General features: G+C 37.8%; 12 protein-coding genes and 1 pseudogene. 7 read left to right on the top strand and 6 right to left on the bottom strand.

The genetic code is table 11. The annotated features are described in order from the left end of the window. The 3 genes and pseudogenes from BUA16_RS16095 to BUA16_RS16105 form a co-directional block, all read right to left on the bottom strand. A pseudogene (locus tag BUA16_RS16095) lies at positions 1 to 194 on the bottom strand (IS5/IS1182 family transposase); the annotation flags it as partial. Positions 195 to 379: 185 nt separating this feature from the next. Further along, the gene (locus BUA16_RS16100) at positions 380 to 1,261 is read right to left on the bottom strand and encodes an NAD kinase (protein WP_072765772.1); all 882 of its coding nucleotides are present in this window, start codon (positions 1,259 to 1,261) and stop codon (positions 380 to 382) included. A 5-nt stretch (positions 1,262 to 1,266) separates the two neighbouring features. Next, positions 1,267 to 1,923: a CBS domain-containing protein gene (locus BUA16_RS16105; RefSeq protein WP_072765773.1), complete on the bottom strand. Its 657-nt coding sequence runs from the start codon at positions 1,921 to 1,923 to the stop codon at positions 1,267 to 1,269. 92 nt (positions 1,924 to 2,015) lie between these two features. Between BUA16_RS16105 and BUA16_RS16110 the strand changes: the two genes are divergently transcribed. The 6 genes from BUA16_RS16110 (at position 2,016) to clpX (ending at position 7,570) form a co-directional block, all read left to right on the top strand. Then, entirely contained in the window at positions 2,016 to 2,729 is a 714-nt protein-coding gene (locus BUA16_RS16110; protein ID WP_072765774.1) for a pyridoxine 5'-phosphate synthase, read from the top strand. After that, complete coding sequence (locus tag BUA16_RS16115; protein ID WP_072765775.1) at positions 2,729 to 3,502, top strand: alpha/beta fold hydrolase; 774 nt, start codon at positions 2,729 to 2,731, stop codon at positions 3,500 to 3,502. The genes BUA16_RS16110 and BUA16_RS16115 overlap by 1 nt, the downstream gene beginning before the upstream one ends. A gap of 195 nt (positions 3,503 to 3,697) precedes the next feature. Further along, positions 3,698 to 4,048: a phage holin family protein gene (locus tag BUA16_RS16120; protein ID WP_072765794.1), complete on the top strand. Its 351-nt coding sequence runs from the start codon at positions 3,698 to 3,700 to the stop codon at positions 4,046 to 4,048. 98 nt (positions 4,049 to 4,146) lie between these two features. Continuing rightward, positions 4,147 to 5,469 carry a trigger factor gene (gene tig, locus BUA16_RS16125; protein ID WP_072765776.1) on the top strand — a complete coding sequence of 441 codons (1,323 nt, stop codon included), beginning with the start codon at positions 4,147 to 4,149 and terminating at the stop codon, positions 5,467 to 5,469. 87 nt (positions 5,470 to 5,556) lie between these two features. After that, on the top strand, positions 5,557 to 6,237 hold the full coding sequence (clpP, locus tag BUA16_RS16130; protein WP_072765777.1) for an ATP-dependent Clp endopeptidase proteolytic subunit ClpP: 681 nt from the start codon (positions 5,557 to 5,559) through the stop codon (positions 6,235 to 6,237). A 97-nt stretch (positions 6,238 to 6,334) separates the two neighbouring features. Beyond that, entirely contained in the window at positions 6,335 to 7,570 is a 1,236-nt protein-coding gene (gene clpX, locus BUA16_RS16135; RefSeq protein ID WP_072765778.1) for an ATP-dependent Clp protease ATP-binding subunit ClpX, read from the top strand. Positions 7,571 to 7,667: 97 nt separating this feature from the next. Here the strand turns inward: clpX and BUA16_RS16140 are convergent, their stop codons facing one another. Both BUA16_RS16140 and BUA16_RS16145 read right to left on the bottom strand, forming a co-directional pair. Beyond that, positions 7,668 to 8,213 carry a hypothetical protein gene (locus BUA16_RS16140; protein ID WP_072765779.1) on the bottom strand — a complete coding sequence of 182 codons (546 nt, stop codon included), beginning with the start codon at positions 8,211 to 8,213 and terminating at the stop codon, positions 7,668 to 7,670. Between the two features lie 88 nt (positions 8,214 to 8,301). Further along, the gene (locus BUA16_RS16145; protein ID WP_072765780.1) at positions 8,302 to 9,816 is read right to left on the bottom strand and encodes a GH3 auxin-responsive promoter family protein; all 1,515 of its coding nucleotides are present in this window, start codon (positions 9,814 to 9,816) and stop codon (positions 8,302 to 8,304) included. 165 nt (positions 9,817 to 9,981) lie between these two features. Here BUA16_RS16145 and BUA16_RS16150 point away from each other — a divergent pair, with 165 nt between their 5' ends. Then, entirely contained in the window at positions 9,982 to 10,776 is a 795-nt protein-coding gene (locus BUA16_RS16150; protein WP_072765781.1) for a DUF2797 domain-containing protein, read from the top strand. Here BUA16_RS16150 and BUA16_RS16155 read toward each other — a convergent pair. Next, on the bottom strand, positions 10,769 to 13,543 hold the full coding sequence (locus BUA16_RS16155) for an AsmA-like C-terminal region-containing protein (protein ID WP_072765782.1): 2,775 nt from the start codon (positions 13,541 to 13,543) through the stop codon (positions 10,769 to 10,771). The genes BUA16_RS16150 and BUA16_RS16155 overlap by 8 nt on opposite strands. Positions 13,544 to 13,575: the final 32 nt, after the last annotated feature.

A 13,575-nucleotide genomic window follows, 5' to 3' on the forward strand; every position in this document is an offset into this window, starting at 1 on the left:
AAAGAACCTACCATCAATCGTATTGGCATTGAGGGTTTCCCAGTATTGGAATAAAAATCTGCAAACTCATCTTCAAAGTATTTCCAATCAATTTTGTCGCCCAATAACGCTAACTCATGCCTTAAATTGATGAACTCCTTAAGAAGAGGTTTAAATAAGTCTTTCTGATGCTGTGAAGGTGATTTTCCAATCATTTATTGCAAGGTTTTCTATACAAGATAGTGATTTACTTGCAATTAAAGACATCCAAAAAGAGCTTATTTCAAGCGTAAAAAACTGAAAAGAAACAACTTAAAGATTTTTTAAGGAGCGACTAATTATATCCTTGTTATGAACAGATAACCCTATTTTGCCTTTTTTTATTGTTTGGGAGCAAAAATCAATTCCGCTTATCTTCTCCCCACAATAATTTATTCCGAAGGGTTTTCAGGAAACTTTCCGAGGTATACTCTATCATTTTAATGGTAAAAGGCGCCTTTCTAACAATAATCTCTTTTCCGTTTTTAACGGTTGCAATCCTAGAATCCAAGGACACTAAATGATACTCTTCCCTTCCCGATACCGTTAATCGTATGACGGTTTCGTCCGATATCACCAAAGGCCTGGCATTTAGATTGTGCGGTGCTATAGGTGTTAATATCAAGGATTTTGCCAAGGGTGCAATTACGGGTCCCCCACAACTGAGAGAATACCCTGTAGACCCCGTTGGAGTGGCTACAATAAGACCGTCGGCCCAATAAGAAGTTAGGTATTCATTATTCAAATAGGTTTCTACGGTAATCATAGAGGTGGTATCCTTTCTGCTAACGGTTATTTCGTTCAGGGCAAAATTTAAGGTTTTAAATTCGGGAATATCAGATTCCTGACTCACCTCTACCAGACTTCTTTCTACAATATGATAATCTCCAGAAACAAACTCTGTAACCACCTTACGAACATCTTCTTTTTTAAAGGTCGACAAAAACCCTAATCTTCCGGTATTTACCCCGACGATAGGAATCCCCAAATCTCGCACATAGGTAGTGGCCCGTAAAATTGTTCCATCTCCCCCAAAACTGACAAACATGTCAAAGCTGGCATCCAAACCATCTTTTTCGGTAAAGGTCTTAAAACCGTTTACTTTTCTTTTAGTACTTATAAGCTTATAAAAATCTTCTTCAAAATAGACTTCTGCATTTTCTTTGGACAGCTCATCTAGGAGCTCTATTACATATTCCAATGCATTATCTTGGTAAGTTAGTCCAAAAATGGCAACTTTCATATAAATTAAACGTTTAGGTATTTATCCAAATAATCTGACCTTTGCTTTAATTCTTCCATAAACTGATCATCGTCATTTCCGAAAATAATGGTATAGTTATATCGTCTAAAAGACTGGATAATTTCATTAAGATTAGTAGTTCCAATTTTTATGGTTATCTCTATGACATCGTTACGAATATCGGAGATAAAACCACCTATAAGTTTGGCATTGTTGCTTTCGGCAATCTGGGCTATTTCGCTAAATGAATAATCATTAACTCCTTTTGCCAAGACCAGTACCCCACCGGGCTCTGTAAAGAAAGGGGTGTCCATAAACCTATCAACAACATCTTTCAAATCATAATATCCGACCACCATACTTTCCTGATCTAAAATAGGCATTAGGTTGGCATCATTTTTAGAAAAGACCTCCAATACATCTAACCACGAGAAGTCTCTTAAGACAAAAAACTTTTCCAAATGATATCGGATATCCTCAATTTTTTTAGAAACATCAAAACTCTCCAAATCGTTTTCTGCCAAAACACCTAAAAACAACCCGTTTTCGACAACTGCAATATGAGAATAGTCGCCTTCTTTAAAAAAGTCGACTACTTCCTTTAAAGCATCCCCTACTTTAAACACGGGTATTGTGGTTAATATGTTGTTTTGAATGTCCATCTCCTTATATATAACGCAAATTACTAATTAAAAATATCAAAAGGCATGCCTAATTCGTATTTTTGCTTTTTAAACATCCAATTAAAGCACCTATGACAAAGCTTAGCGTTAATGTAAATAAGATTGCAACATTAAGAAATTCCCGAGGAGGAAACGTTCCTAACCTTATAAATGTTGCCAAAGACATTGAAGAATTTGGCGCCGAAGGAATCACCATTCACCCTAGGCCCGATGAGAGACATATTACTTATCAAGATGCCAGGGACTTAAAAAACATAGTCACCACCGAATTTAATATTGAAGGGAACCCCATTCAGAAGTTCATGGATTTGGTCCTAGAGGTGAAGCCCACTCAGGTAACCTTAGTGCCCGATGCCGAAGACGCCATTACCTCTAATGCTGGCTGGGACACCATAAAACACAGGGATTTTTTAAAAGAGGTAATCGCCACATTTAAAGACAACGGCATTAGAACTTCTATTTTTGTAGATGCCGACATTAAAATGGTAGAAGGGGCCGCCCTTACCGGTACCGACAGAATTGAACTTTACACAGAAAGTTTTGCTTTAGGATATTCTAAAGGAGACAAGAACAGCGTTAACCCATTTATTGAGGCGGCAAAAATTGGTCATAGCCTTGGATTAGGCATCAATGCCGGTCACGATCTTAGCTTGGACAATATTAAATTTTTCAAACAAAACATTCCTCATTTGTTGGAAGTATCCATAGGACACGCCCTAATATGCGAATCGTTGTACCTAGGACTAGAAAACGTAGTAAACATGTATTTAAACCGATTAAAATAATGCCGTTATTACATTCCAACATTTTAGGAGAGGGCGATCCCATCCTCGTTTTACATGGTTTTTTAGGGATGTCGGACAATTGGAAGACCATCGGGAACAAGTATGCCGAGGAAGGATTAGAAACCCATTTGATCGACCAGCGGAACCATGGAAAAAGTTTTCATTCCCCAGATTTCAACTATGACATATTGGCCGATGACCTTGCCAATTACATGGCTCACCATCAATTGTCCAAAGCCATTGTCCTAGGCCATTCTATGGGCGGAAAAACCGCCATGCAATTAGCTTGTAGCAGACCAGAGCTAGTCTCTAAACTGATCGTTGCCGATATAGCCCCTAAGTTTTACCCGCCCCACCATCATCAAATTATCGATGGCCTAAACGCGATTGATATAAAGAACATCAGTTCTAGAAGCGAGGCCGACAAGCAATTATCTAAGCATATAAACAATATAGGCATCCGCCAATTTTTATTAAAAAACCTGTATTGGAAAGAAAAAGGCGTTTTAGGGTTCCGATTCAATTTAGAGGTCCTGAGCGAAAAAATGGAAGAAATTGGTGAAAACATCAGCACTACGGCCATATATCAGGGGCCTTCGCTGTTTTTAAGAGGTGAAAAATCGGAATATGTTTCCCCTAGCGATCTTTCGGACATAAAAAGACATTTCCCTTTAGCTACTATTGAAACGATTGAAAAGGCCGGACATTGGTTACATGCAGAAAATCCGGTACAATTTTTAGAAAAATCAATACCCTTTTTAAAATCGTCATAAAAAAAGCTCCTAGCCCTAGCACAGAGAAGCGGATTTAGAGCCCTTATTGCTTAGACCTAGGTTAAAACCATTTTATTTAAAATAGTGCCATTAGATTACAAAACCACTAAGGCCACTCAAAAATAAATGTTTACTTTTATAAAGTACCGGAATATTTTTCGGTACTTTTTTTGTTTAACCATAAAAACACAAGCCATGAATTTAATTTTAAGAATATTACTGAGCGCCCTAGCCGTTGTAATTTTATGCTACCTCTTACCAGGAGCACATGTTGACACTTTTATGACCGCCATCATTGTAGCCATTGTATTAGGGCTTCTTAATTTTATAGTTAAGCCCATCTTGGTTATCCTTACTTTGCCGGTCACCATATTAACCTTGGGACTTTTCCTGCTGATTATTAACGCTATTATTATTTTATTGGCCGATAAACTTATTGACGGTTTTGGGGTAGATTCTATTTGGTGGGCGCTACTTTTCAGCCTTTTACTCTCTTTTCTTCAATCTATATTGTATTCTTTCCTTAATGGCGATAATAAAAATTAAGATACCTTTTTGACATTCAGTTATTTAAAAACTTGTAGTGCATTGGAAAATATAGTATTTTTGCATCCCATTTTATTTTAGCAAAATTAGATACACAAATGAATATCACGAAAGAGCAGATTGACGAATTAAATGCAGTAGTTAAAGTCGCGGTAACCAAAGAGGATTACCAAGACAAGGTAGAAACCATTTTAAAAGACTACAGAAAGCAAGCTAATATCCCTGGATTTAGAAAGGGACAAGTTCCTATGGGCTTAATTAAAAAGCAATACGGAAAAGCTGTTTTGGTTGATGAAGTAAATAAACTTTTACAAGATAACCTCAACAAATATTTAACCGAAGAAAAGTTGGATGTTTTAGGGAATCCATTACCAAAACAACAAGATAATTTTAACTGGGACGCCGAGGATTTTGCCTTTGAATTTGAATTGGGTCTTGCTCCTAGTTTCTCTATTGATCTAAAATCAAAAGACGCTATCACGCACTACAAGATTGTAGCCGATGCCAAAATGATTGACGAGCAAGTAGAACGTCTTCAAAAACAATACGGAAAACTAATCAGCAAGGAAGTCGTTGGCAAAACTGATGAAATCACCGGTACCTTTGTCAATGAAGCTGAGGAAATAGACCATAAAACTACTCTTGAGCTAGATAAAATAAAAGACGAGAACGCTTTAAAAAGCCTTATCGGCAAAAAAGCTGGCGAGGTTGTTACTTTGAATACCAAAGATCTTTTCACGGAAGATTATTTATTAGGAAGCTCTTTAGGAATTAGCGCTACCAAAGCAGACAACTTAGAAATAGAGGTTTCTTTCACTATTGAAGAAATTAACGAAAGAGAATTGGCTCCATTAGACCAAGAGTTTTTCGACAAATTGTTTGGAAAGGATGTTATTACTTCCGAAGAAGGTTTAAAAGAAAGAATTAAGACCGATTCTGAAAAGCAATTCGAACAACAGTCCGATCAGAAGCTTTTAAATGACGTTACAGAACATTTTATCGAAACCACTAAGTTTGACCTTCCAGAAGAATTTTTGACCAAATGGATCAAGACTACTGGTGAAAAGCAATTGACTGATGACGAGGCAAACGAAGAATTCAAAAAGTCTGAAAAAGGATTGCGTTACCAATTAATTGAAGGCAAAATAATTCAAGAAAACGGCATTCAAATCCAGTTCGAAGAATTGAAAGATTTCGCTAAAGGTTTCATCAAGGAACAAATGGCACAATTTGGCCAGTTAGATCCTAAGGATGAAGAATTGGACGGCATTGCAGCTAGAGTACTTTCTAACCAAGATGAGGTGAAGCGTTTATCCGAGCAATTAATGAGCCAAAAATTATTAAACCTTTATAAGGAAAAGGCAAATTTAACATCAAAAGAAGTTACTTATGAAGACTTCGTAAAAGAAGTTTACGGGTAATTTACAAAATAAAATAAGTATATTTACAGTGTCGAAGAATTCATTTTCGGCACTTTTTTTTTATCTTATAAAATACCGAAAATAAATATGGATTACGGGAAAGAATTCAAGAATTACGCTACTAAACACCAAGGCATCAATAGCATGTACTATGATTCTATTGTTAGTAGTATGTATCCAACCAACCTTACACCCAACATTATTGAAGAAAGACAGTTAAATGCCGTTGCAATGGACGTTTTTTCGAGGTTGATGATGGATAGGATTATATTTTTAGGTACGGGAATCAACGACCAAGTAGCGAATATTGTTCAAGCTCAGTTACTTTTCTTAGAAAGCACGGATGCTTCTAAAGACATACAAATTTATATCAATTCACCAGGAGGTAGCGTATACGCCGGTTTGGGCATTTACGATACCATGCAGTTTATCAAGCCAGACGTAGCGACTATCTGTACAGGAATTGCCGCCTCTATGGGCGCGGTTCTATTGTGTGCTGGTGCCAAAGGAAAACGATCAGGACTTACCCACTCCAGAGTGATGATTCACCAACCTTTAGGAGGTGCTCAAGGGCAGGCCAGTGATATTGAAATTACCGCAAGGGAAATCCTTAAACTTAAGGACGAATTGTACCAAATAATCGCCAAACATTCTGAGCAAACTTTTGACAAAGTTAGTGATGACAGCGACAGGGATTATTGGATGAGAGCAGATGAGGCCAAGGCGTATGGCATGATTGATGAAATTTTGGTAAGGGATAGATCTTAATTTCGACTAAAGCACACGGAAAGCCCCTTTCCCTATTATGAATCTTGGATTTCAAGGGAGGTTTTTCCGTTATTATTATTGAAAGTGATAAAATGATATGGCAAAAGAAAATTTAGAGTGCTCTTTTTGTGGCAGAAAAAAACCGGAGACTAATTTATTAATTGCTGGTTTAGATGCGCATATATGCGATCGATGTATAGAGCAAGCTCACGGAATTGTTACCGAAGAATCCAAACAATCTACTTCTAACGATCTTTCTTCGGAATTAACGTTAAAAAAACCATTGGAGATAAAGGAGTTCTTAGACACCTTTATCATTGGACAAGACCGTACAAAAAAAGTAATGTCCGTAGCAGTGTACAACCACTACAAACGTTTGCTTCAACCTAAGGGCAAGGAAGACGATATAGAAATACAGAAGAGCAATATTGTTATGGTCGGCCAAACTGGGACAGGAAAGACCCTTATGGCAAAAACCATCGCTAAGATGCTTAATGTACCTTTGGCAATTGTTGACGCTACCGTACTTACAGAAGCCGGTTATGTTGGGGAAGATGTAGAAAGCATCCTTACCCGGTTATTACAAGCTGCCGATTACAATTTAGAAAAGGCCGAACGAGGAATTGTTTTTATTGACGAGATCGATAAAATTGCTCGAAAAAGCGACAATCCTTCCATTACCAGGGATGTATCTGGGGAAGGGGTACAACAAGGATTGCTAAAATTACTGGAAGGCACGGTTGTAAACGTTCCCCCAAAGGGAGGCCGTAAACACCCGGATCAGAAGTTTATTGAAGTAAATACCGAAAATATATTGTTTATTGCCGGTGGAGCTTTTGACGGAATTGAACGTATTATCACCAAAAGGCTTAATATGCAAGCGGTAGGTTATAGCGCTTCAAAAGCAGAAGACAAGGTAGACGAAAGCAATATCCTTCAATATATCATCCCTAGGGATTTGAAAGATTTTGGTTTGATCCCGGAAATCATTGGTAGACTTCCCGTTTTAACTCATATGAACCCCTTAGACAAGGAGACTCTTAGAGCTATTTTAACGAAGCCTAAAAATGCCATTATTAAACAATACGAGAAGTTGTTTAAAATGGACGACATAACCTTCACTATAACTGATCAGGCCTTGGACTATATTGTGGACAAGGCTATAGAATACAAATTAGGCGCAAGGGGCCTTCGTTCTTTATGCGAGGCTATTTTTACCGATGCTATGTTTGAATTCCCCAGTTCTTCTGAAACAGAATTTAAGGTAACTCAGGAATATGCTGAAAAGAAATTATCGTTTGAAACTATTAAAAAGTTAAAAGCAGTTTCTTAAAGAATGCTTTTCAACATTTTCACCCCCTTACTTTCAAGGGCCTTGTTGTATAAAAAACAAGGGATTAAAATCGTGTAGATCTATAAAAAACAGCCTCTTATACAAGAGGCTGTTTTACTACAAGTTGAGCCAATAAATCTTGGCATACTTTTCCTATTACTTTTTCATCGGAATAGAGTTCATGGCCAAAATTAGGTACCACTTCCAAATTTACCCCCAAATTTTTCGCCCATTCCCGGGAGGGTGTAAACTGATCTTTTTCACCATACACCAGCTTTACACTAGTTTTAGGAAGCGCTGTTTCCTGCCGCATTCTATTAGATGATATTATAAAAAGAGACTCCATGGGCAGTCCTTCCAATTGCGCTTTCCACGCTATGGTCCCACCTATTCCAAAGGTCAAAAAATGACTCGGTTCGTTTTCTTTTTTAAGCAAATGGGCCACCGCGGTATCAATACCGCCATTCTCAAATTCATTGCTTATATTTTCTGCAGTTTCAATAGTTAATTTCAGATTTGCCAATTGCTGGCTATTATAATAGGTGATATTATAATATTGCTGTAAATAACCCAGGTAAGAAGTAATCCAAAGCCCTCTTTTAGCACCCCACATATCCGATAATACTACTAGTTTGTTTCCCATAATTCTTTAGTTATTAATGGTTAGTAATAAAAGATAAGGGGCAACTTTTCTTTCTCTAAATTGACTATTTTTAAAAAGAATCTAGCATTTATTTGTTCATCTGAAGTAATTCCTCGATATAGTCCCTTTTATTGGACAATCGCGGAATTTTATGTTGTCCTCCGAGCTTTCCTTTAGATTTTAGCCAATCGTAAAACAGGTTTTCTCTAGCGATATGTACCTTGGGCAACGTCAGGGTCAGGTTGTTGTACCGCTTTGCTTCATAGTCAGAGTTTAATGTTTTTAAAGCACTGTCCAAGGACTCCGTAAAATAATCCATTTCTTTGGGCAGCTTTCTAAATTCTATGATCCATTCATGGGCACCCTTCTCCCTCCCGTTCATAAATACAGGCGCAACAGTATAGTCCTTTATTTCGGATCCGGTTTGTTCACAGATTCTTTTTAAAGCCTCCTCTGCATTTTCTATAATTAACTCTTCTCCGAAAACATTAATGTGGTGTTTAGTTCTGCCCGTGACCTTTATTCTATAGGGATTTATAGATGTAAAACGCACCGTATCGCCTATCTTATAACGCCATAACCCGGCATTGGTGGTTATCACTACCGCATAGTTCTTACCTACCTGAACGTTCCATAGCGGAACGGTAATTTGATCCTTGGTATCATAGGCATCCATCGGAATAAATTCGTAAAAAATCCCATAGTCCAACATCAACAACAAATCATCGGCATTGTTTCTATCCTGAATAGCAAAAAAACCTTCTGAGGCGTTATATATTTCGTAGTAGTTAAAACTTTTTTTCGGCAATAATTTTGCAAACTGTTCTTTATAAGGATTAAAGCTTACCCCTCCGTGGAAATACACCTCCAAGTTTTCCCAAACCTGAAAGAGATGTTCTTTTCCTGTTTCTTCCATCACATCGTTTAAAAGCACTAGCATCCATGAAGGCACTCCGGCCAAACTGGTCACATTTTCCTGAACACTTTCTTTTATGATAGCTTGCAGCTTAGACTCCCACTCCCCCATCAGGGACACCTTATTACTAGGAGTGCTACTAAGTTCTGCCCAAAAGGGCATATTATCTATTAAAATAGCCGAAAGATCCCCAAAAACAGTTCCCTTATCCCTGTACAGTTCCTTACTTCCCCCCAGTCGTAGGCTCTTGCCCGTAAACAGTTGGGAGTTTTCATTGTTATTGAGATACAGACATAGTAAATCCTTACTCGATTTATAGTGACAATCTTCCAAAGCCTCCGAACTTACCGGAATAAATTTGCTTTTAGCATTGGTAGTACCACTGCTCTTTGCAAACCACTTGATGGTCGTTGGCCAAAAGATATTTTGTTCCCCTAAACGGGAGCGCTCTATCATTGGCTCTACCTCCTCATAGGAAACAATAGGCAGTCTTGAAACAAAAGTTTCGTAATTCGCTATAGATTCAAAACCATATTTTTTGCCTATTTCGGTATCGGCAGCAATAGACAACAGCTGTCTTAACACCTCTTCCTGAACTTCTTCCGGGTATTTTAAAAAAAGCTCAATTTGATGGTATCGCTTTTTCAATAACCAAGAGGCAATTGAATTAAATAATGGTATTGGCATTTTTAGGTATCTTTATCCCGTTTTTTAGCTCGGGCTTAGGTTTGGCGATTCTTGACAGGGCATATTACTTATTATATGTACCCCAATAATCACTTCTTTTAACAAGCTAAAAATAGCTTTAAAACTTTTCATATTCAAATAGAATTTAAGTAAACAAATAAATTTATGCAGTACCAAGGTGTCTTACGAAAAATGGAAACAGAAATAGGGGATCCAATTCAATATTATTTACTTTTTGAGGGGGATTTTTTAAATATGAATCAGGTACTGAATAAGGAGCTTACTATTAAATTCGAAAAATACCAGTGTTTAAATTGTAGCGAAGACCGCCCCATTTATCGACAGGGATTTTGCCGAACTTGTTTTTTTAAAGTGCCAACTGCCGGGGATTGGATTATGCGCCCAGAACTGAGCACCGCCCATTTAGATAAGGAAGACCGAGATTTGGAATACGAAAAAAAGGTTCAATTACAGCCCCATATTGTGTATTTGGCAAATTCTAGCAATATTAAGGTTGGGGTGACAAGAAAAACCCAAGTTCCTACCAGATGGATAGACCAGGGTGCACACGAAGCTATAGAAATCGTTGAAGTTCCCAACCGTTATTTGGCCGGTATTACCGAGGTGGCCTTAAAAGATCATATTGGCGATAAGACCAATTGGCGAAAAATGTTGACCAACAACACAGCCGATGAAGATTTAGTAGCTTACAGAAACAAACTAAAACAATACATCCCAGAAGAAGCTATTCCCTATTTCCTAGAAAACAAACAGGAAACCCATTTAGAGTTTCCTGTATTGCAATATCCCACAAAAGTTAAGAGTCTAAACCTGGAAAAGACCCCCATTTTCCAAGGGGTGTTAAAAGGTATCAAAGGACAATACCTTATCTTCGAAGACAATACGGTATTTAATGTCCGGGGAAGCGAAGGTTATGTTGTCTCCTTGACTGTTACTTAACGGAATCCTTCTGCGTCTTTGCCGGTTCTTCTTTCTTTTTACCAAAAATTCCGCCTAATATTTTTTTAGCGGCATCAACCTGTTGTTGCTTTTTGGCATTTTCAGTAGAATCAGCAGTTGCCGAATCCGATTTTTGGGCTGGTTTCCCCAATAAACCGCCCAAAATTTCCTTTGTTTTATCTTGGTTGTCCTTTTTAGTAGAATCTGTAGCTTTTTGATTTTTTGCTATGATATCTCCTATAATATCCTTGGCCTTGTCTTTTCCTTTATTAACCAACTTTTGTTTTTCTATTTCTATCAGTTGGGCGGTTAAATTTTTAATCCCCGATGTAAGATCAGTACTTACCTTAGGACTCGTGTACTTACCTTCAAAATTGGCGGTCACCGGAATGGTCAACCCCTCCAGGGAAGTTTCGTTTATCTTCTCGATCATGGCATTAATATCCTTCCCTAAGTATTTTGCAGGAACTTCTATGGTTGCCGCATAGTTCAATTCTTGATCAAAGGTATGACTACCCGATAAGTTGATCACAAAATCCTTGTAGTTAAGAGTAAAGGGCGTCACCTGTACCACTCCGTCTTCAAAGGACAATGCTGTTTTTAAATCCTTAAAATTTAGTTTGTCGAGATCCAAAAATTTCATTTTATCATCCAATGCCGTAAGCAAGGGAGCTTTGCTCGCATCGATTTCGGTGGTCAACAACTCTGCGAGAATATCACCGGTAATAGTAGCCAGATTTGGCGTAAAATCATCATTTAATTTCCCGGAAATTTGAACATCTGAATTTAGAGTTCCCTTTAAAATCGCTGCTATTGGCGCTAGCACCTTAAACATTTCCAAAGCCTTAAAGGTTTCTGCTATTTTAAAACTGCCCATTCCCAATCTCATATCAAAATCGGGTACATCACCCTTGGTCGAAACACTTCCATTAAGCACCAAGTTTCCGTCAAATAAATTAGAAGACATATTAGAAAGTGTCGCCTTCTCGTCCTTTATTCGGAGATCTCCTTTCACATTTTTTAAAGTAATATTGTCATAAATTACGGTATTGGCCGTAGCGCTTATAGAACAATCCAAAAAAGATGGGATTTTTATTTTTGCGTCGGAAGTTTCCTTTGACGTTTTCGCCCCCCCTGTTGCTACGGGCGAAGAACTTTTCGCTTTCTCGCTCTTTGTTACAGGAGCATCTGCCACCATAAAATCGTCAATCGCAAAAACATTCGATTTTAGGTTAAAACGACCTTCTACCTTTTCGTCATTAAACATAAACCCTAAAAGGTTATCAATAGTCCCAGTAGCATTAAAATCTGTTTTCCCTGTTACCGCATTCAACTCATTTAAGGTCACTGTTTTGGGATTAAAGGTTACAGCAGCCGTGTTTATCTTTACCAGGTTTGGTATTTCATCGGTTTTGTATTCAAATCCTTTTACACTCAAAGATCCTTTGGTCTTGGTATTTTCATACTGTTTTTTCTCTAATGAGGCCATATCAAAGGCCGTGGCGATATCGGCATTCAGGATTCCTTTTAGATTTAAATCTGCAGGTACCGGATAGGCTTGAGACAGGTGTGCCAAGTTCATCCTTCCATCAATTTGCGCAGTCACCTTAGTATTGCCCATAAGATCAGAAATCTTAGCCACCATATTAAACTTGTCCTGATCGATCATAAAGGACAACTTTCGGATATCTACATAGGTATCCTCACTAATTCCACTGGGATTCGCAATTTCAGTATCGATGTGAACATTTCTAACGGCCTTCGGTAAATCTGGATACTTAAAAGAAGCATTGTCCGAATTGATATTTATAGCAAACTTTGGAATATGAACCTCATCGACCACTCCTTTAAAATACCCTGATAGCGTAAAATTACCCGTAGTTGCCACATTTTCTATATTCTTGGAATATGCTTCCGGAATAACCGCCAAGAAGTTTTTAAAATCAGATGATGGCGTTTTAAAGCTGATATCGACCTGCATATCGGCTTCGTTTAATTTCACAAAACCATCAAACACCAGAGGTATTTGGTTTACCAAGGCTTCATTTTTAAGGAAGATATACTTGTTTTCTTTTAAATCAATCCCGATCAAAGCACTTAGCTTTACAGGGTTTCTATTTAAATACTGAGTACTATCCATCACAAAAGACACTAGGGCATTGGTCTGGGTATCCAATTCCGAAGCCTCCAAGGACAAGTCCCCGGTGCCGTGGTGGTTCATTTCTTCTATGACCATTGACATACCACTACTAGCATCATCATAGGTGATTACCGAGTTTTTAATTTCATACGATTGTAAGAATAGGCTAGAACTGTTGTTTTCTACCGAACTCGATGTTTGTGTTTTTACCGTGCCCTCTTGCTTTAAGGTGATGTCGTAATTGGCATTTTCATCGGCATCTACCTTAATATGCACCTTACTTTCTTCAAGTATTAAATCAGTAATGCCTATAGGCTCGTTGGCTTCTTTGAACAATTCTTTTACAGACATTTTCAATGTTACTTTTTTGGACGCAAAAAGAGTATCTCCTTCAAAAGGAGCCTTATTTATTAAGCTAATATCCGTAAGAGTAACGGTAGCATCGGGAAAGCTCCGGAACAAGCTTAGATCGGCCCCGGCAAAATCAAAGCTGGCATTTAGGCTGCTGTTGACCTTTTTCTTAATCAAATCGGTTACCTTACCCTTTAAAAAAAAAGGGGCAGCCGCCAAAAACAGCACAAGACATAGAAGCAATGCACCGACAATCTTTAAAATTTTCTTTTTCATATTTTTATGTTTTACAACTAATACGTCACTGT

Origin of the sequence: Arenibacter nanhaiticus, from assembly GCF_900141935.1 — a bacterium.
Classification (GTDB): Bacteria; Bacteroidota; Bacteroidia; order Flavobacteriales; family Flavobacteriaceae; genus Arenibacter; species Arenibacter nanhaiticus.

Bases quoted from the DNA above. Each gene is read 5' to 3' on its own strand.
- BUA16_RS16155 (WP_072765782.1), bottom strand. From the start codon at position 13,543: ATGAAAAAGAAAATTTTAAAGATTGTCGGTGCATTGCTTCTATGTCTT.
- BUA16_RS16105 (WP_072765773.1), bottom strand. From the start codon at position 1,923: ATGGACATTCAAAACAACATATTAACCACAATACCCGTGTTTAAAGTA.
- BUA16_RS16120 (WP_072765794.1), top strand. From the start codon at position 3,698: ATGAATTTAATTTTAAGAATATTACTGAGCGCCCTAGCCGTTGTAATT.
- BUA16_RS16115 (WP_072765775.1), top strand. From the start codon at position 2,729: ATGCCGTTATTACATTCCAACATTTTAGGAGAGGGCGATCCCATCCTC.
- BUA16_RS16145 (WP_072765780.1), bottom strand. From the start codon at position 9,816: ATGCCAATACCATTATTTAATTCAATTGCCTCTTGGTTATTGAAAAAG.
- BUA16_RS16140 (WP_072765779.1), bottom strand. From the start codon at position 8,213: ATGGGAAACAAACTAGTAGTATTATCGGATATGTGGGGTGCTAAAAGA.
- BUA16_RS16110 (WP_072765774.1), top strand. From the start codon at position 2,016: ATGACAAAGCTTAGCGTTAATGTAAATAAGATTGCAACATTAAGAAAT.
- BUA16_RS16100 (WP_072765772.1), bottom strand. From the start codon at position 1,261: ATGAAAGTTGCCATTTTTGGACTAACTTACCAAGATAATGCATTGGAA.
- BUA16_RS16150 (WP_072765781.1), top strand. From the start codon at position 9,982: ATGCAGTACCAAGGTGTCTTACGAAAAATGGAAACAGAAATAGGGGAT.
- clpX (WP_072765778.1), top strand. From the start codon at position 6,335: ATGGCAAAAGAAAATTTAGAGTGCTCTTTTTGTGGCAGAAAAAAACCG.
- clpP (WP_072765777.1), top strand. From the start codon at position 5,557: ATGGATTACGGGAAAGAATTCAAGAATTACGCTACTAAACACCAAGGC.
- tig (WP_072765776.1), top strand. From the start codon at position 4,147: ATGAATATCACGAAAGAGCAGATTGACGAATTAAATGCAGTAGTTAAA.